Below are 18,551 nucleotides of genomic sequence, written 5' to 3'. Positions count from 1 at the left end.
CCCGCCCAAATCGAGGCTGGAGTTGCCTATTCGGCGATCGCAGGCGAAGAACGTCCGTTAGGGATAGTACATCAACAGATTATGCTGGACTTTATGGAATGGTGGAGTTAGAAGATCTTGATCGCTCTGCTGACTGAGTGATAGTAATCGTAACTGACATTCCGACGGTCATAATTAACATTGATTGTGGCGCAAATGCTAACAAGATTAGGTAGAAAAATAATAATAATGAATAGATTAAAATAGCAGGTATACCCGATCTGCGCGGCGATCGAGAATTTATGTGTGGATACCAAGACTGAATCAAAACAGATAACGTATAACTAATAACTAAAAAATTAGCTGCGACAGTCAATACTAATTCCCATTCTTCAGGAAAATAGATCCCAAAGCGAGCATAACTGCCAGTCATCCGCTGACTGATTTGAGAGCTAGTTATCATCGCTAGACCCGAACAGCCAACTGCGGAAAATACCAAACTTAAAACAATTGGTGGCAGTGAAGCTGTAAGGGTGGCGAAAATTGCACCTAGATATAACAGCCCAATGAGAATTAAGCTGATCGCATCCCAAATCCAAGCATTAGGTACAGCCATTTGCCCCAGGGCAATTGTGTGTAATGGTAAGGCTAATAGTACTGCCCAATAAATTAATACTGGCACGCCAAGGAGCTTGCCCAGCAAGATTTCCCAAGGCTGTACTGGGGATAAGTTGACAAGATCTAGAGTGCCAGTGCGGATCTCCCGATCGAAATCTTTTGCAATTAAATAAATACCGCCAATTGCTAGCGCGAACCAGATTTCCCAATTGAGCAGTTCATAGAGATTCAGCCACCAAGAGCGTGTCATCCATTCATAAGGCATCCCAAACACTCTGAAATTGGGAAGGATAATTAGGGATTGAGCGATGAGGGAGATCGCTGTCGAGATCGCTAGATTTGGTGAATTTATCCGCGTTGTTAGTTCCCGCCCAAATTGAGGATTCCAGTTGCCAACACGGTCTAAAAATTGTTCTAACACGATTAATTAATAGCTAAATCCAATCGGGGGTTAAATGATTCGATCTGGCGTAATTTTTCATAAAGTTCGCGTTCGGCGGGGAGGAGATTTTTGGGTACGACAATTTGGATTTCGAGTAATTGATCGCCACGCTGACCATCTTCACCCGGAAATCCTTTACCCGCCAGACGTAATTTTTGGCCGGAGGTAACACTGGGTGGCAGACTGATTTTGACTAGTCCATCCAATGTCGGTACTTCAATAAAACCACCCAGCACAGCTTCGACGGGCGTTACGGGTAGCTGACAGTAGATATCGATCCCTTCGAGCCGAAAAAACTGGTGCGGAGCCACATTGATTTTGAGATAGAGATCGCCACCAGCGATTCCTTGTCCGCGCAGGCGGATTTTTTGACCAGACAGCATTCCGGCTGGCATCTCTACCTCCAAAGAGCGACCATCTTCTTGGATCGTAATCCGCTCGCGGCCGCCGAGATAGGCTTTATCGAGGGGTAAAGTGAGTTCGGCTTCGAGGTTTTTGGGGCGCACTGTTGGGGGTGCTTCGGCGAAGGTATTGCGATCGAGTGGGCGATCTGGATCGTTGGCAAAGCGTCCGCTGCGTCGATCGTTGGGACGCTCGGTGCGGGCAGATTGAGTCTCTGCCCGATTGAAACGATCGTTGTTAACGCTACTGCTATTAGCTTCTTTTTTGCGACCTAAAAGGCGATCGATAAAGGTATTAAAATCATCGCTAAATTCATCTTCATCTGTCGTCCGCTCTCTCGGCGGATTATTGGTCGGAGTTTTGGTGCGATTCTTGCGCCAAAAGCCAGCAAATTTATCATACTGCGATCGTTTGGATCGATCAGAGAGGATCTCGTAGGCTTCGCTAATATCTTTGAATTTGTCCTCAGCGGATTTGTCCCCAGGATTGAGATCGGGATGGTATTTCCGAGCTAGTCGCCGAAATGACTGTTTGATCTCATCAGCAGAAGCATCCCGCTTCACACCCAATAGCTCGTAATAGTTGCGAATATCTTGTTGCATTGGTTTCAGAATTCGGATGCGGGCAGGGAGCAGAGTTGAGACTTGAGGGTCGCAGGGGTCGGACAGCTACCACTCGATCCGCGACCCCAGATCCATCCGCGATCGCGATTGGCGAGCAGTCTGGGATTACTGCCAGCCTTCATCTTCATCATCCCAATCATCCCGAATTGGTTGGGGATTGGGATTGGGGCGACGAGTAGGGTTTGGGTTGGGCTGAGTGCGCCGTGAGTCCGAACGGTTATCTTCACCATAGCGAGGATTTCGCTCTGGTGGGTTGGAATTCGGCTCACTACCAGAGTAGCGAGAGTTGGTTTGGCGATTTTCTGGCGGTGTGGCACTCCGGCGGGGAGATCTTTGGTCGCGTGGAGCTACAGGAGCTGGTTCGTCATCCCAGAGATCTTGACGGGGTGCAGGGATATCATCAACGTAGTTGTCATCGCGCTGACGGCGGGAGCGATCGACTGGAGGGTTAGTTGGTGTCGATTGCTGGGGATAGTCATTATTGCTCCGATTGGAATTATAGTTGCTGCGGTCGTTGCGCTGAGTGGGATAGCGATCGTCGCGAGTATAACTGTCATTGTCTTGTCTCGCATAATCCGGGAGGGAACCTCGCAGTTGCGAGCCGCTATCATCGCGATTGCTGGGTTGAGATCGATCGTCATAATTATTGGAGCGATTCGATCGCGGGCGATCTCTGTTCGAGTCAGCGTAAGGATCTCTGGGCGGATTGTAGTTGCGATCGCTGGCATAGGGATCGTAATTTTGGGGTGGAAGCGCACCTCTGGAGTAAGACTGGTAATCGTTACCCCGATCGTAGTAGGGATCGCGCCGATTTCCATAGGGATTATAAACATCGCGATTATTATAGCCATCGCGATAATTGAAATCATCATCGTCGCCGACAAAGATATCCTTGAGAGTACCGAGAATCCCTTTATCTTCTTCTTCGGTAATCGTCTTCACCTGACGACTAAAGTCATAGAGGGCATCATCGAGTTCGGTTTTGATCTCATCGATCGATCGTTCATCCCCATCGGCGAGTGCTTCCCGTAGTTCTCTAACCAACCCCTCGATTTGTTTGCGTTGGGCATTGGCAAATTGCATCCCAAATTCGAGGGCGACTTCTCGCAGTTGGCGTTCGGCTTGATAGGATAACGCTTCGGCGCGGTTGCGTTTGTCGATTTTCTCGCGTTTTTGTTTGTCGCTGGCGGCAAATTGGGTGGCTTCATCGATCGCTCGTTGGACTTCGAGTTCGCCCAGAGTGGATGCACCTTGAATCGTGACTGTTTGTTCGCGGCCAGTGGTGCGATCCATGGCGGTGACTTGGAGAATCCCATTGGCATCCACATCTAGCGACACTTGCACTTGGGGAATCCCTTTCGGTGCGGGCGGAATCCCGGTCAGTTTGAACCGTCCCAGGGATTTATTATCGGCAGCCATTTCGCGCTCGCCCTGGACGACATGGACTTCGACCATCGTTTGATTATTCTCAGATGTTGAGAAAATATCCGATTTGCGGACGGGAATCGTCGTATTCCGGGGAATCAGTTTTTTCATCACGCCGCCGATCGTTTCCAAGCCCAGGGAGAGCGGTGTGACGTCGAGCAGCAGGATATCTTTGACTTCCCCAGCCAAGACTCCCGCTTGAATCGCGGCACCGACAGCGACGACTTCATCGGGATTGACGTTTTGATTGGGGCGGCGGTTGATAAAGCTCCGCACCAACTCCTGAACCGCCGGAATCCGCGTCGAGCCACCGACTAAGACGACCTCATCGATATCCTCAGGACTTAACTGGGCATCATTCATCGCCCGTTTAATCGGCCCGCGCAACCGCCCGATCAGATCGGCACACAACTCTTCAAATTGAGCGCGCGTTAGCCGCGTTTCGATGTGTTTGGGGCCATCGGCAGTCGCGGTAATAAAGGGCAGATTGATATCTGTAACCATCACCCCAGAGAGTTCGATTTTCGCTTTCTCTGCTGCTTCCGTCAGCCGCTGGAGCGATTGCCGTTCCTTGCGCAGATCGATATTTTCATCAGCTAGAAATTTTTCGGCCAGCCAATCGACGATCTTGCGATCGAAATCCATCCCCCCAAGCTGGACATCGCCACTAGTCGCTTTGACCTGAAACACGCCATCGCCGACTTCTAACACCGACACATCAAAAGTCCCACCGCCCAAGTCAAAAGCTAAAATTAGCTCGCTCTGACGTTTATCTAGCCCATAAGCCAGCGACGCCGCCGTCGGCTCATTCAAAATCCGCAACACATCTAATCCGGCAATTTTGCCAGCATTTTTGGTCGCTTGACGTTGAGAGTCATTGAAGTAAGCAGGTACGGTAATTACGGCACCCGTCACGGGTTCGCCCAGATATCTACTCGCTTCATCTGCCAGCTTTTGCAAAATCATTGCCGAAATTTCTTCCGGCGCATACTCGCGATTTTGCTTGGGACATTTTATTTTGACATTTCCATCTTCATCTTTGCGGATGGTGAAGGGCACTTGTTTGGCCTTGGGACTGAGTTCGCCGTATTTACGCCCCATAAACCGTTTGACCCCATAAAAAGTATTTTGGGGATTTAGTTCTGTCTGCCGCCGTGCCATCTGCCCGACCAAGCGTTCGCCGTCTTTGCTGAAACCAACGACGGAGGGAGTGGTACGCATACCTTCGGCATTGGCAATTACTACTGGTTTCCCGCCTTCCATGACAGCTACCACTGAATTGGTGGTACCCAGGTCGATGCCTACTACTTTACCCATCCGCTGTTTCCCTTGGTATGACTAATTTGTCACAAATATTGGTTTTATTTTATCCGATCGATTCACCGTTCGGGTGGTGATAGCACTACTCACTTCCCAATACAAAAGCGCGAGAAAATCCGATCGAGTACGGATTCGGTGACTTCTTCGCCAGTGACTTCACCTAATGCTCTAATCGCCTCGCGCAGGTCGATTGTCCAGAAGTCTAGGGGGAGTTGATGGTCGATCGTGGTTAAGACTTGTTGGAGAGCAGTTTGGGCGCGAATCAGGGCGGCGGCTTGGCGTTGATTGATGGCGATCTCGATATTGGCGGCATTGAGTTTGCCACCAGCGACGATGGCGAGAATTGCGGCTTCGAGTCGATCGATTCCCAGATCGATCGCGGCAGCAGTCTGGACGACGGTGATAATCCCCGCTGGTAAATCTAGTTTGGGTAGTGTGGGGACGAGATCGATTTTATTAGCAACGACGATCGTGGTGATCCCCTCGATTTGCGCGTAAATCTCAGCTTCTACTTGTGTCCAGCCAGCTTGCGCGTCGATCGTTAGCAGCACCAAATCGGCAGCTTGAGCGGCGGCACGCGATCGCGCGACGCCGATTTGTTCGACGACATCGGTGGTATCTCGAATCCCCGCTGTATCCAATACCTGTACGGGAATCCCGCCGACAATCAATTGGGATTCGACGACATCCCGTGTCGTCCCAGGGAGCGGCGTGACGATCGCTCGATCGCTGCGACTCCAGGCATTCAACAGACTCGATTTACCCACATTCGGACGACCGAGGATTGCTACTTTCAAGCCGCTCCGCAGTAGTTTGCCGCGATCGGCTGTCTTGACGATCTGGCCGATTTCGGTCGCTAAGGCGGCTAATTTGGCCTTGACGTCAGGTAAATCCAATGGCGGTAAATCTTCCTCAAAATCGATTCTGGCCTCAATCTCGGCGAGTAAATCCAGTGCTTGCGATCGCAATTGCTCGATCGGTTGGCGGAGTTTGCCTTGTAATCCAGCGATCGCGGTTTGAGCGGCGGCGGGGGAGAGGGCACCGACGAGATCGCTGATACTTTCGGCCTGGGTCAGATCGATCCGCCCATTTAGAAAAGCACGCAGCGTAAATTCGCCTGGTTCGGCGACTTTGGCACCATACTCGACACAGAGTTGTAAAATCTGCTGCACCAAGATAATCCCGCCGTGGCTGTGGATTTCGACCACATCTTCGCGAGTATAGGAGCGCGGCGCGAGCATCACCAATAACAAAGCTTCGTCGATCGTTTCACCACTCACTGGATGACGGACATAGCCATACAAAATCCGATGGCTCTCCCACTGCTGATGGCCGGGGATAACAAAAATTTGCCGTGCGATCTTCATGGCATCATCGCCAGATAGTCGGACGATCCCGACGCTCCCTTGTTGGGGGACGACAGCAGTAGCGATCGCGACAATAGTTCCAGTTTGCATAGATTGGGTGTGGAGTGGGGAATTGGGACGTGCTTAGTCTAAATTTGAAATTGGGAAGGGTGTCGTTACATTGGTGGATCGCCGCGCATAGATCTAGCCAAACAGATCGGAAGTTTCAGTCGATATTATGCTTGTATTCTTGTAGAATACTAACGTTTAGATCTAAAGCATCTATAGGGGTAGCTCATGACATCTTGGGAGTTTCTAATTCAGCGTGAGGGCGATCGCGGTTGGCGGACGATTAAAACCGGGAATCTCCAAATGACGGAAGGTCGCTATCGCATTGCGGCGACTAGTCAGCTCCTCGCTCCTCAGATGCAGACGCGGATTACCCATCAACCTCTCGGCGCAACGGCTTCCCACCAGCGAACGCGGACTGAAATCCACAAGATCGATCCGAGCGGATTGGCGATCATCATGCCTTTGACTCAGATCCAGTCAGGGATTTGGCAATTTGTCTGTAGTGGGATGACGCTCAATCACACTCCTTGGCATCAGATTCTCAAACTCCGAGTCTTACCGCGCCCCCAGTCTCCAATCCCCGCACTGGTCGATCCTGCCGCTGTCGCTGCCACCCCTGCGATGCCACAGTCCTCCAGCCGCCGAGCAGGGCACGAAGTATTTACAGATCGAGTGGCGACCGATGCGGTTAGTGACGATCTCCCGCAGCCCACAGCACCCCTGGTGTCGCTCTCGATGACTGGCGAACAGGAACCCTGGGCCGATGGTCTTGATCGATTGCTGGCGCAAATAGAGCGAGATTCCTTGCAAACTCGATCCCCATCGCCCGTACCATCGGCACCCCCCATTGGTATTCAGATCGCCGCGATTGACGATCGCCCATCCCAACTGATTAGTCTCAATCGATCGACTTTTTCGGGCATCATCCCCGGTCATCGACTGACCGTCAGTGGTGCCTGCAATTTACCACTTTTAAATATTAACCTGGTTCAAACTGTGAAGATCGAGAAGTTGGCGATCTGTTTGCGCCATCCGCAGACTGCCGAAATTATCGTTTCGATCGAACACGCTATCCCCCCCGATCTCGACAAATTTGGATTTAGCGGTCAGCTAGAACTCCCCACTGAGCTGAAAGTTAGCCTCCTCATCGGTGAGGTCAATCTGTACGACCGGCATCACATTCAGATTGCTTCTAGTGGCTTCACGATCGCTCTCAATCTCAATCCGCTCCAAGAATCCGAACGGTCGTTGCTGCAACTATTTGATCGCGATCGATCCACCGTCGCGATGGATCGACTCACTCAAGACTTAGACGTCGAAGCTGCAACCATCAGCGGGGGACATCCTTCACCTCGCACCCAACACTTTGCTACGCCCTCGACCATTCTACCTGTTAGTACGCCCCAGTATCCGACCGTACCACTTGCTTATCGACGAGAATCAGTGTTTGCCTACCAGCCAGAGATCGTGCCGATCAAAGCTCCAATAACTAGTCTAGATCCAGATCTAGAATCGATCGGCACCACTAATATTCAACCCTCATCGTCATTATTTACCCATGACATCACCGGCGATCTAGAGATCGATTTTGCCCGTCCGCCATTCGATCGAGTTCCAGCGCGCAATTATCCCAATTTAGAAATCGTGGTCGAGGATTAAACCACTTGCAGATATTCGAGAGCCTAACTTACTTCCAACACTCCCAACTCCCAACTCCCAAATTTCCTCACCAGCAACGTACCGCCTCGCACCAGCAAACACGACATGAAGATTTGCAAACTTTTATCAAATATTTGTGAGCCTTTTTCACCGACTAATTCAGATAAGATGAGAGGTGCAATCCATCCACCAAGGACTGAATATTTATGGCAGCTTCTTTTCTTCCGTCAATTCTGGTACCGACTGTCGGTTTGGTATTTCCAGCGATCGCCATGGCATTTCTGTTTATGTATATCGATCGGGATTCCATCTAGACCGATTTAGTACTCAAGACAGCAAAAAGCCGGACTAGTCCGGCTTTTTGCTGAAATAATGGCAGCAAACCTGAGATTTAACTACCCTGATCGTGATTACATCGACGATCCCAGTCCAGCGTAGGAGCCATAAAAGAAGAGGCTGACTACGACAATTACACCCATACCAGCAACAGTTGCTACTAGCCACAAGGGAATTCTTCCTGGTTCAGACATAATTTTGTTCCTTTTGTAAATATCCCAACAGCGATTGAATTAAAACCGATTAGTTAAAGAAATAACTAGTAAAGAGAATGCCGAGCGTAAATACCATTAACAAGCCTAAAAATAGGGAAGCTCTGTTGAGTTCGACTGGCTGATTGTTGGGGTTTGGAGTACGTTCCATAGTAATTTAAATCCTATCTTTGAATAAACTGCATCGCTGCGATCGCACCGATGAAAAATACAGTTGGGATGCCCAAAGTATGGACAGCCACCCATCTGACTGTGAAAATTGGATATGAGATAGGCTGATTTCCGCCACCGCTAGTCATTAGTTTTGCTCCTAAAATTCGGAAAAATTTAGTTTGAGATTTTATTTAGAGATCGATCGAACAGTTCGGTTTGAGTGTTTTTACTAGCGATCCAATTCCAGGTCTGGATTTACTACTAATGCCAACGCATTTATCGAATCGCTCTTTTCGATTCAAACCGTTCGCGTAGCGTCTCCGCAGGAGAATCGAGTCCGACTATTTCTTTTGAACGAATTTGTCGAGTTGATTTTTTGAGTCAAACCGATCCGAAACGATCGGCAGCTCTTGACGAGTTTGCGAAAAATACTCATCGGGACGAGGGGTGCCAAAGGCATCGTAAGCCAAGCCAGTGCTAACAAACAACCAGCCAGCGACAAACAATGCTGGAATCGTGATGCTGTGAATGATCCAATAACGAATGCTGGTCACGATGTCTGAGAAAGGACGTTCTCCGGTCGATCCGCCTGCCATAACTGCGTACTCCCAATCTAAAATATCTTTACTGGATCGAGTTTAACTCATAACATTGAAGAAATGTTATGTGTAAATGAGAAATTAGGCTGGAGATTTTAGGTTTTAGGGATGAGGGCTGTGGGTTGTCGAACCTCAGCCCTCATCCCTAAAATACACAGATTCAAGCATCAAACCTCATAAAACCTAAAGCCTAAAACCTAGGCCACACCTTGATACTCAAGTAAGATGCCCCGTTGACCGATAATAAAACCACGATCGGCACTAAAGAACAAAATCTTGTACAGATTTGATGGGACATCTTCTACAGCGGCATCCTTGAGCCAAGTTTTGCCATTGTCAGTGCTGACAAGTAAATCGCCACCACCACCAGAAACCCAGACTTCTCCAGGAGTGCGATAGGCCAAATCTAACAAACCGAGATTGGTTTTCTGTCCGGGGAAAACTTCATTTTCCCAGGCATCGGGTGTGGCTGGATTGCTAAATTGCAATTGCCCACCCCGTGCCAGCATCCACAACCGCCCATCATTAGCAAAGCCCATATTCGAGACACGGCGTGAACTATTCCGATTGTGGGGTTCCCAAGAATCTTGTCCGGGCGACCAGATCGAATAAAAGTTACCTTTGGCAGAAACGGCAATGTATTTACCCTCTGGCGATCGCGAGATCGTGCGGAAGACACCCACTGCGCCACTAACTAAGGCTTTCCAATTTTTCCCAGCATCCTTGGTCGCATAAATCGCCCCGATATCGGTGGTCATTTCTGCTGAGTCTTTACCCAGTGCCGTAACAGTGGCGGGAATCCCTGGTAATTTGGCACTGAGAGCGAGCCGCTCCCATGTTTTGCCAGTATCTTTGGTGTGCAACAAAATTGCCGGTTCGCCGACAATCCAGCCTTCATCACCAGCAAAACTAATCGAAGTGAAGCGATATTTATCGCTATCGAGTTCGAGTTTGCGATTTTCCCAAGTTTTACCACCGTCGTTAGTCTCCAAGATCGCCGCATCGCTACCAACTACCCAACCATGTTGGGGATTGCCAGTAAATGTCAGATCTTGAATATTGGATTCGGTCGGGAGCTGGATTGATTTCCAGGGACTAGTCGCTAGGGGCGTAATATGGCTACAACTGACACAAAAGATGCCGATCGCCAGCAGAGTAGCAGTTTGTTTGAAAATTCGTTTAAGCAGGTTCATTTGGTCGGAACGATTAATTATTTTTAATTTAAGGTGTACAGGCTGATGAAAATCACGATCCCGAGCATGAGTCCACCATAGATAAGCAAACTTTTTTGGCCGGGACTCATGGTATTGACCCCAAATCCATAGCTCTGATTTTCTTTGAACCCGTAACTTTCGGTAGTCCCGATATTCGTGAATACGGCTTTCTTCGCACCACAGTTCGGACACTTCCAGGTAATGGGCAGCACGGTAAATGGCGTACCAGCAATAATTCTCTGTTGGGGATCGCCCTTGTTGGGATTGTACTTATAACCACAGGCGCGACATTCAAATTGATCGTCATCGCTGGTGCCAGGTGCAACTGCTGGTTGCGAGTCGGTTGTAGATGCCAGATCTGCTGGGCTACTAGGACTATCTTGTTCTAGATCGCTCATAAACTTAATTTTTAATATTAGGCAATTATTAACATACTGTTACAAATTTTGGCATATTATGTCGATGTTTGGTATCTGGTAGTTAATTTGCCTTGCTAGTTCTACTCATTTGTTCTTAGCCCCCCTCCCAACTCCCAACCTTGTCATGTCTATCAAAAAAATCCTCTCGATCGGTTTGCTCATCTTTATCCCCATTTCGATCGCTGCTGAATATTTACACTGGGGAGATCTAGTCGTATTTATCACTTCAGCGTTGGCGATCGTGCCGCTAGCCATCTGGTTGAGCACTGCGACTGAAGAAGTAGCGATCGTCACAGGACCTGCCGTAGGCGGGCTGCTAAACGCCGTATTTGGCAATGCCACCGAAGTAATTATTTCGTTAGTTGCGCTCAAAGCGGGCTTAATCGATATTGTCAAAGCCAGTATTACAGGCACGATCGTCAGCAATCTCCTGTTGGCAATGGGTTTGTCGATGTTTTTGGGTGGATTGAAATACAAGGAACAGGAGTTTAAACCGATCGTCGCGCAGGTGAATGGGGCTTCGATGACGCTGGCCGTAATTGCCATCTTATTACCAACGATGGCGTTTTATTCCGCAAATCAATCTGATGCGTTTGCCGTCGAAAAACTCTCGATCGCGGTGGCAATTATTTTAATTGTAGTTTACGCGATGACCTTAATTTTTTCGCTCAAAACTCATAGCTATTTATATGATGTCAGTTTGGTCGATTTAGATGTTGAAACCACTGGCCACAAGCCGGATTTACGTTTGTGGCTGGGTATTCTGGTTGCTTCTACATTAGCTGTTGCCTATGAATCAGAGATGTTTGTCGGTGTCGTCGAATCAGCAACCAAAGGATTGGGTTTAACGCCTTTATTTACAGGTGTAATTTTGCTGCCATTAGTCGGCGGTGCGGCGGAATATGTTACTGCCGTGGGCGTAGCTCTCAAAAACAATATGGACTTGTCTGTTTCGGTGGCGATGGGTTCGAGTTTATTAGTTGCACTGCTGATGGCACCGTTACTGGTATTGGTGGGTTATGCGATCGGTCAGCCGATGGATCTAAATTTCAATCCGTTTGAAATCGTCGCTGTCGGAGTCGCCGTCATTGTGGCTAATCTGATCGCTCTAGACGGTCGATCGAATTGGCTCGAAGGAGTCTTGTTGCTAGCCACATATTTTATCCTAGCAGCGGCATTCTATTTTTTACCGATTTAAGTCTTGGTTAGCTTTGGTTGCAGATCGAACAGAATGTATGATGAGACTGTTATTTATCTACAGCAGATATTTAACAAGCCATTGTACCGAACTCAATCTCGATCGCGGTTGATAAGATTGTGTGATACCAACACAATCATGTCTAAACAAGCAATTTTATGATTACTTTCTCTAACCTTATTAAATTTGCTGGGGTCACGGCAGCATTAACAACTACTTTAGTTAATATCCCAAAAGCTCAGGCTGCAAGCTTAGTAGGTGTATTTGGAAATAGTTGTGCACGTTGTTCCTTTAGCCTCAGCACTATTAACAATTTTTACAATAGTGGCTTAACGGTCAATGGGCAGCCAGTTTCTTCGAGTATTTTGACAGGAACCTTGAGTACGAATAATTTAGCCAATCTCAATCTTTTGTGGATGGTTCAACCAGCTAACTCATATACCGCCAATGAAATTCAATCACTGAGCACATTTCTTTCAGGTGGCGGTCGTATTGCTTTTATGGGCGAACATGGAGAAATCGCTTCAAGTCAAAATAACCGAATTACTGCTGCAATTACAAGTCTAGGTGGAAATATTTCCATTAACAACACGCTTGTGGAAGGTGCCTTTCGCGATGTAAGCAGATCGAACGGTCAAATCTTAGAGAATCCACTAACTGAGGGGGTCAATACATATAATTATGCAGCTTTTGCGCCTCTTAATATTAGTGGCTCTGCGATTGCTTTGATGATAGGACAAGAAACTCCATCAAACATAATGATGGCATATCAAAATATTGGTGCTGGTAGTATTTTTGCTATTACAGATCAAAATGTTTGGGATAATGTCAGTATGACATCTACGAATGATAATGCACGTTTGTTTACAAATTTGATAGGTGCTAACACAGGCGCATCAACATCTGTCCCCGAACCTTTTACGATCGTCGGTACTCTCATCGGTGGTACCGCAGCGATGAGAATGAGAAAAAAACTCAAAGTAACGAAGAAGTAGTGAGCAGGTTCGATTAATTAGTTTCGAGTTGAAATTGTCTCAGTCAAAGTTGCCATCATCATCGCCAATTTAATCGCTCTAGACGATCGACTGAATTGGCTCAAAAGAGCATTTTTGCAAGCCACATAGTTTATTTTAGCTACAACATTCTATTTGACACCAATTCCACAAAGCTGCAATCGTCGATCGAGAGGTCGATAATTGCAGCTTTTCTTTATCTAACAAGAGAAAAATAAGCCATTGTACTGAGTCAAAAGCTGGTCTGAGTTGATAGAATTGCGACAAATGTACGTACGCTAGTACCGCATTTGACTCAATATTTCTTCCCACCACAAGATTGAGAACATGCCGATAAAAACAAAAATAGGTGTAGCTTCCTTACTCTCAACATTAGTAATGTTATCTGCTACAAGTAATGCTAGTGCCACCGGATTGATTTTTAGTCCCGTCAGCGGCGTCATCAATAATGGTGGACCAGGATTTGGTAGTCTAGCGGATACTTACAACCAAAATGGTTTGGCGACTAACTTTGTCAGTGGTGTCACTGATTTCGATAGTTATTTAGCACTGAATCCAACTCACACGTTTGCTTATTCAGGCAACGAGTGGTTTAGCAATTTTGGTACTCAAAGTACTACTGTCACTTACGATCTAGGTAGCGTGCGGAGTATCGATCGACTGGCTCTCTGGAATGAGGATGCATCAGGCATCGGTCGGCTCAATCTCGCCTATTCCACAGACAATATTACTTTTTCATCGCTGGCTGCGGGTTTAACTCCCTTTAATAACGCCCTCAATTCCGCATATCCAGCCGATGTATTTGCTTTTGCAACCACAAATGCTAGGTATGTAAGATTTGAAGCATCAGAATGTAGGCAATCTGTGTTTGCTGCTTGTGCGATCGGGGAAGTAGCTTTTTCAATTAGTAATCCGACTGTATCAGTACCCAACCGATTTTTGGCAAATAGTGCTACCGCAGCAGTCCCCGAACCATTGACGATCGCGGGTACTCTATTCGGTGGTACCGCAGTATTGAGAATTAGAAAAAGGCTCAAAGCTACTAACAAATTGTAATTTGACCTAATTAATTAGGATCGATCGACACATCAGACAGATCTGAAGATTTCATGAAATATCTTCAAATCTGTCTGTTTTTATGCATTAGTCTCGGCAATTTTTTACTTTTGTAAATTAAGTCGAAATCAGACTAGATCGATCGGCTCGATCGTGACTAAGCCATTTTACTTAATTGAGGTTTATTTGAAGTCGATCACGAGCAACAATGTAGGAATTAATACTACCAGGATAGACTTTGCTCTAATAATAAGCCATTTTGCCGAATCAGGAACCTGTTGAAGTTGATAGGTTTGTGGTTGCTATACCTACGGCTTGTGTGGGAGTAGGACACATAATGTTTGTTGTGCTTTGCGCTCGAATGCTAAAACCATCACAAAATGTTGCAAGCTAAATCTACTGATGTATTCAGTTTTTGAGGCTTCAAAAATTTTGTCGATCGGGTAGTGATTAAAATTTTCAGTCAATAACAATTATGAATACTTTGTCCAGAGAATCAACATTTTTCACGAAACCAGCAAAATCTCAAAGTAGTTTCCACCTAAAAGTTATTGGGTTTGCTGTGACTTCCCTCGCCATGAGTTTGGCGATGACTGGAGTAGCTTCAGCCGCCGCGATCAGAACGGGATTTGACAGCAATACTTTAGCTCGAAATGATGATGGCTCTACTGGGCTAGTGAATCTTGGCTTCACAGCTAATTTCCTGGGGACTAACTACACCCAAACTTATGTCAATAACAACGGTAACTTAACTTTTAATGCGCCATTAAGTCAATTCACTCCTACTCAGATTACTGCTGGTAGTGCGCCAATTATCGCACCATTTTTTGCAGATGTAGATACCCGTGGGACTGGCTCTTCACTTGTCAGTTATGGAACAGGCACAATTAATGGGAATGCTGCTTTTGCCGCTAATTATGTCAATGTCGGCTATTTTCCTAATGCAACCGATAAACTAAATAGTTTTCAAGTTGTCCTCATTAATCGTAACGATACTGGTGCGACTGGCAACTTTGATATTGAGTTTAACTACGATCGAATTCAGTGGGAAACTGGTAGCGCGAGTGGTGGTACAAATGGCTTCGGTGGTACACCCGCTCGTGCTGGTTACTCTAATGGTGCAGGGACATTTTACGAGTTTACTGGTTCTGGGGTTAGTGGCGCTTTCTTAGACGGTGGATCGAATTCTCTGATCGCAAACAGTCTTAATAGTGATGTCTTGGGTCGCTATACCTTCAATGCCAGAAATGGCGGGGTTGTTACACCACCGACTACAGCAGTTCCAGAACCGTTTACGATCGTCGGTACTCTCATCGGTGCTGGTACTGCATTGCGGATGAGAAAGAGACTCAAAGTTACTAATAAACTGTAGATTGGTTTTAGTTTATTAGGTTCGATCGAGACACCAGTTAAGTTTGCGGGTTTGAGATAATACCCCTGACTTAGCTGGTGTTTTGGCTGATAATGTAAGTGAAGAGCGAGCTAATTGACTCGTCCAAATTTATCGTCATACTATGCCCCAATCGTCAGAAATTGCTGTTGAATTTCGAGATGTCGGCTTCGAGATCGAGCGAAGGCAGATCTTATCCTGCTTGAATCTGAGCATTTACCAAGGGGAAACGATCGTCTTATTGGGGCGCAGTGGTAGTGGCAAAACTACCACCCTAAAATTAATTAATCATCTCGTCATCCCCACCACAGGATCGGTCTTGGTGAGCGATCGATCGACGACAGAGTGGGATACGATTAAACTCCGGCGGCGGATTGGGTATGCGATTCAGGATATTGGCTTGTTTCCGCACTTTAGTGTCAGCGAAAATATCGGACTGGTGCCATCACTCGAACAGTGGCAAGCACAACGGATCGAGGCACGGGTGAACGAGCTACTAAACTTGGTGGGATTGGAACCGGAAATTTTTGCGCGCCGCTACCCACACCAGCTTTCGGGAGGACAACGCCAGCGCGTGGGTGTTGCCAGAGCTTTAGCTGCCGATCCGCCGATTTTATTGATGGATGAGCCGTTTGGAGCACTCGATCCGATTACACGGCTGGAATTACAGCGACAGTTTCAATATTTACAGCGACAATTAGGGAAGACGGTGGTTTTTGTCACCCATGATATTCAAGAGGCTTTCTTGTTGGGGACGCGGATTGGTTTGATGTATGAAGGTAATTTAGTCGTGCTCGGTACCAAGACCGAATTTTTGCAATCGCAACATCCAGAAGCGCGAGCTTTTATTGCTTGTTTGAATGCATGGGAAGGTGGGGATAATTGATAATTGATAGCGTTGTTGTCAGCAAAATGCGTAAAACCCTGTACTAACAATAATTTGCTTACATTTTGGGGCTTTAAAATCATAATTTCGGTAAGAATAGTTTGAGGAAATTGTTTTGGTTTCAAATGCAGATATTGGGGAGATTATTCTTAGAAGTGGCGAGCACTTAATCTTAGTCGCGATCTCGATGGTGGTGGCGATCTCGATCGGGATTCCGTTAGGGATTGCGATTACCCGTTATCCGAAATTAGCTCCACCCATTCTCGGCGTGGCAAATGCGCTGCAAACTATTCCGAGTTTGGCGATCTTTGGGTTTCTGATTTCCGTCCCCTTCCTGGGTGGCATTGGTAAAAATCCGGCCATTGTGGCGTTGACGCTCTATGCTTTACTACCGTTAATTCGGAATACCTATGTCGGCATCAATAGTGTCGATCCGGCGGTGCGAGAGGCGGGGAGGGGGATGGGAATGACCGATCGACAATTACTTACCCAGGTAGAGCTGCCACTAGCTTCAGGCGCAATTTTGGCGGGCATTAGGGTAGCAACGGCGATCTCTGTCGGTGTCGCCACGATCGCCGCCGCGATTGGTGGTGGTGGCTTGGGCGTATTTATTTTTCGGGGACTGGCAACGATCGACAATCGCTTGATTTTGATGGGTGCGATTCCCGCTGCGGCGATCGCACTAGGGACAGATGTGGCGTTGGGATGGATCGAGCAGCGACTCAGACAGCAACCACAGCGGCGGGGCAAACTCGATCGTCAATATGCGATCGGGGGCGGAATTTTAGCTGTCATCATTGCTGGCTCAATTGGTGCAAATTATCTCAATGCACCCCAAACAATTGCGATCGGCTCAAAGAATTTTACCGAGCAAGTGATTCTGGGCGAACTCCTCTCTCAACAGATTGAAACGCATACTAAATTGAAAGTCGATCGCCAATTTAATTTAGGTGGGACATTCATCTGTCATGAGGCCGTTAAAGCTGGCAAAATTGCCGGTTATGTCGAATATACCGGCACGTCACTCACGGCCATTTTAAAACAAGCACCGATTAAAAATCCGCAAGTAGTTCTCGATACCATCAAGCAAGCATACGATCGCCAATTTCAACTAGCAGTCATGTCACCGTTGGGATTTGAAAATACTTTTGCGTTCATCATCAGAAATGAAGATGCCCAACGGTTGCAAATTAAGACACTTTCGGAAGCTGCTAAATATACACCCCAAATGCGCGGTGGCTTTGGCTATGAATTTCTGGAGCGTCAAGATGGTTATCCAGCCTTAGCAAAGACTTATGGGTTGAAATTTGCCAAAATTCAGCAAATGGAATTTAGTCTGATGTATCCCGCACTCAAACAAAAGAGTGTCGATCTGATCGCTGCTAATTCTACTGATGGTTTAATTCCAGTACTAAATTTGACGATTTTAGCAGACGACAAAAAATATTTTCCGCCTTATCAAGCTGTACCTATTTTCAATCGAGCTACGCTCAATAAATACCCAGAAATACAGCCAGTAATTGACAAATTAGCAGGATCGATCTCTACTCAAGACATTCAAAAGATGAATTATCAAGTGGATAAAAAATCTCTGTCTGTCGCCCAAATTGTCAGAGAGTGGCGTAAATCTAAAAATCTAACTTAGATGGTGCTAGATCGATCGGCTTAAATCTTTAAGGGGCGGTACTTCATGTCCACCCCGACAGCTCGATCTGAGTAGATCGATGCCCAACACTAATGCTCTACTTGAGTTTTTACAAACCAGTTGCCTCATCGTGAGCATTAGTCTCAGGATCGGCACCCATATTGGCAACTAAGTTGCGTAAAACAGAGATTTGTTCGGCATGTTCTAATGCTTGAAGTTTTGCCAAACATTGAGCGGCGTCCTCAGACATTTGATAGTCGGCGGGCATGGGGATAATTTCTGTCTGATCCATACCTTGTGCGAGTAAATACCAAAATAACAGTTTAGTGGTATCGCTGAGTGCACCGTATTCGCGACTAATCAAGCTATTGTTACCTTCGACCAAATCCCGTTGGATTTGTAATTGCTCTTCGTGGCTCATTTCGGCCACTTGCTTGAATAAACCTTCAGCAATTGTCGGTGCGGCGGTACTCGCTCCAGGCGCAGCAGGTGTAATTGACTTGCCGACTTCTTGATAGATAAACCACAGTAAAGCGAGCTGTTG

Annotated in this window: 20 protein-coding genes; 8 read left to right on the top strand and 12 right to left on the bottom strand. The window is 47.0% G+C overall.

The window, feature by feature from the left end; genetic code table 11:
• Positions 1-91: 91 nt before the first annotated feature.
• The 4 genes from RMO27_RS16815 to mnmE all read right to left on the bottom strand — a co-directional run bounded on the left by RMO27_RS16815 (position 92) and on the right by mnmE (position 6,266).
• Complete coding sequence (locus RMO27_RS16815; RefSeq protein WP_309734596.1) at positions 92-1,018, bottom strand: hypothetical protein; 927 nt, start codon at positions 1,016-1,018, stop codon at positions 92-94.
• A 2-nt stretch (positions 1,019-1,020) separates the two neighbouring features.
• Positions 1,021-2,043 (bottom strand): J domain-containing protein, encoded by a 1,023-nt coding sequence (locus RMO27_RS16810; RefSeq protein ID WP_309734594.1) that lies wholly within the window; start codon positions 2,041-2,043, stop codon positions 1,021-1,023.
• Positions 2,044-2,169: 126 nt separating this feature from the next.
• Positions 2,170-4,806: a molecular chaperone DnaK gene (gene dnaK / locus RMO27_RS16805; RefSeq protein ID WP_309734591.1), complete on the bottom strand. Its 2,637-nt coding sequence runs from the start codon at positions 4,804-4,806 to the stop codon at positions 2,170-2,172.
• Between the two features lie 89 nt (positions 4,807-4,895).
• Entirely contained in the window at positions 4,896-6,266 is a 1,371-nt protein-coding gene (gene mnmE / locus RMO27_RS16800) for a tRNA uridine-5-carboxymethylaminomethyl(34) synthesis GTPase MnmE (protein ID WP_309734589.1), read from the bottom strand.
• A 186-nt stretch (positions 6,267-6,452) separates the two neighbouring features.
• Between mnmE and RMO27_RS16795 the strand changes: the two genes are divergently transcribed.
• Both RMO27_RS16795 and psaI read left to right on the top strand, forming a co-directional pair.
• Positions 6,453-7,886 (top strand): hypothetical protein, encoded by a 1,434-nt coding sequence (locus RMO27_RS16795; RefSeq protein ID WP_309734587.1) that lies wholly within the window; start codon positions 6,453-6,455, stop codon positions 7,884-7,886.
• Positions 7,887-8,092: 206 nt separating this feature from the next.
• Positions 8,093-8,200 (top strand): photosystem I reaction center subunit VIII, encoded by a 108-nt coding sequence (gene psaI, locus RMO27_RS16790; protein ID WP_015162045.1) that lies wholly within the window; start codon positions 8,093-8,095, stop codon positions 8,198-8,200.
• A gap of 96 nt (positions 8,201-8,296) precedes the next feature.
• Here psaI and RMO27_RS16785 read toward each other — a convergent pair whose 3' ends face one another.
• The 6 genes from RMO27_RS16785 to RMO27_RS16760 form a co-directional block, all read right to left on the bottom strand.
• A complete protein-coding gene (locus RMO27_RS16785) occupies positions 8,297-8,416 on the bottom strand; it encodes a photosystem II reaction center protein J (protein WP_106311889.1) in 120 nt (39 codons plus the stop codon).
• Between the two features lie 49 nt (positions 8,417-8,465).
• Positions 8,466-8,585 carry a photosystem II reaction center protein L gene (locus RMO27_RS16780; protein ID WP_015162047.1) on the bottom strand — a complete coding sequence of 40 codons (120 nt, stop codon included), beginning with the start codon at positions 8,583-8,585 and terminating at the stop codon, positions 8,466-8,468.
• 13 nt (positions 8,586-8,598) lie between these two features.
• On the bottom strand, positions 8,599-8,733 hold the full coding sequence (psbF, locus tag RMO27_RS16775) for a cytochrome b559 subunit beta (protein ID WP_309734577.1): 135 nt from the start codon (positions 8,731-8,733) through the stop codon (positions 8,599-8,601).
• A 195-nt stretch (positions 8,734-8,928) separates the two neighbouring features.
• The gene (psbE, locus tag RMO27_RS16770) at positions 8,929-9,183 is read right to left on the bottom strand and encodes a cytochrome b559 subunit alpha (RefSeq protein WP_309734576.1); all 255 of its coding nucleotides are present in this window, start codon (positions 9,181-9,183) and stop codon (positions 8,929-8,931) included.
• Positions 9,184-9,383: 200 nt separating this feature from the next.
• Positions 9,384-10,379, bottom strand: coding sequence for a photosynthesis system II assembly factor Ycf48 (locus RMO27_RS16765; protein ID WP_309734574.1), 996 nt, complete (start codon positions 10,377-10,379; stop codon positions 9,384-9,386).
• Positions 10,380-10,402: 23 nt separating this feature from the next.
• Positions 10,403-10,798: a rubredoxin gene (locus RMO27_RS16760; RefSeq protein WP_309734571.1), complete on the bottom strand. Its 396-nt coding sequence runs from the start codon at positions 10,796-10,798 to the stop codon at positions 10,403-10,405.
• A gap of 145 nt (positions 10,799-10,943) precedes the next feature.
• On the opposite strand from RMO27_RS16760, the gene cax reads away from it, so the two are divergent.
• From cax to RMO27_RS16745, 3 genes are all read left to right on the top strand, one after another.
• Positions 10,944-12,017: a calcium/proton exchanger gene (gene cax, locus RMO27_RS16755; protein ID WP_309734569.1), complete on the top strand. Its 1,074-nt coding sequence runs from the start codon at positions 10,944-10,946 to the stop codon at positions 12,015-12,017.
• Positions 12,018-12,175: 158 nt separating this feature from the next.
• Positions 12,176-13,012 carry a PEP-CTERM sorting domain-containing protein gene (locus RMO27_RS16750; RefSeq protein ID WP_309734567.1) on the top strand — a complete coding sequence of 279 codons (837 nt, stop codon included), beginning with the start codon at positions 12,176-12,178 and terminating at the stop codon, positions 13,010-13,012.
• Positions 13,013-13,408: 396 nt separating this feature from the next.
• On the top strand, positions 13,409-14,086 hold the full coding sequence (locus RMO27_RS16745; protein WP_309734564.1) for a discoidin domain-containing protein: 678 nt from the start codon (positions 13,409-13,411) through the stop codon (positions 14,084-14,086).
• 308 nt (positions 14,087-14,394) lie between these two features.
• Here the strand turns inward: RMO27_RS16745 and RMO27_RS16740 are convergent, their stop codons facing one another.
• Positions 14,395-14,553 carry a hypothetical protein gene (locus RMO27_RS16740; RefSeq protein ID WP_309734562.1) on the bottom strand — a complete coding sequence of 53 codons (159 nt, stop codon included), beginning with the start codon at positions 14,551-14,553 and terminating at the stop codon, positions 14,395-14,397.
• A gap of 8 nt (positions 14,554-14,561) precedes the next feature.
• On the opposite strand from RMO27_RS16740, the gene RMO27_RS16735 reads away from it, so the two are divergent.
• The 3 genes from RMO27_RS16735 to RMO27_RS16725 all read left to right on the top strand — a co-directional run bounded on the left by RMO27_RS16735 (position 14,562) and on the right by RMO27_RS16725 (position 18,007).
• The gene (locus RMO27_RS16735) at positions 14,562-15,458 is read left to right on the top strand and encodes a nidogen-like domain-containing protein (protein ID WP_309734560.1); all 897 of its coding nucleotides are present in this window, start codon (positions 14,562-14,564) and stop codon (positions 15,456-15,458) included.
• Between the two features lie 142 nt (positions 15,459-15,600).
• A complete protein-coding gene (locus RMO27_RS16730; protein WP_309734558.1) occupies positions 15,601-16,362 on the top strand; it encodes an ATP-binding cassette domain-containing protein in 762 nt (253 codons plus the stop codon).
• A 115-nt stretch (positions 16,363-16,477) separates the two neighbouring features.
• Positions 16,478-18,007, top strand: coding sequence for a glycine betaine ABC transporter substrate-binding protein (locus RMO27_RS16725; protein ID WP_309734556.1), 1,530 nt, complete (start codon positions 16,478-16,480; stop codon positions 18,005-18,007).
• Positions 18,008-18,116: 109 nt separating this feature from the next.
• On the opposite strand, the gene RMO27_RS16720 is transcribed toward RMO27_RS16725, so the two are convergent.
• Positions 18,117-18,551, bottom strand: a 435-nt coding sequence (locus RMO27_RS16720) for an orange carotenoid protein N-terminal domain-containing protein (RefSeq protein ID WP_309734554.1), incomplete at its 5' end; no start/stop codon positions are given.

The organism is Chamaesiphon sp. OTE_75_metabat_556 (assembly GCF_031378165.1).
Classification (GTDB): Bacteria; Cyanobacteriota; Cyanobacteriia; order Cyanobacteriales; family Chamaesiphonaceae; genus Chamaesiphon.
This window is presented reverse-complemented; position numbering and strand designations above follow the sequence as displayed.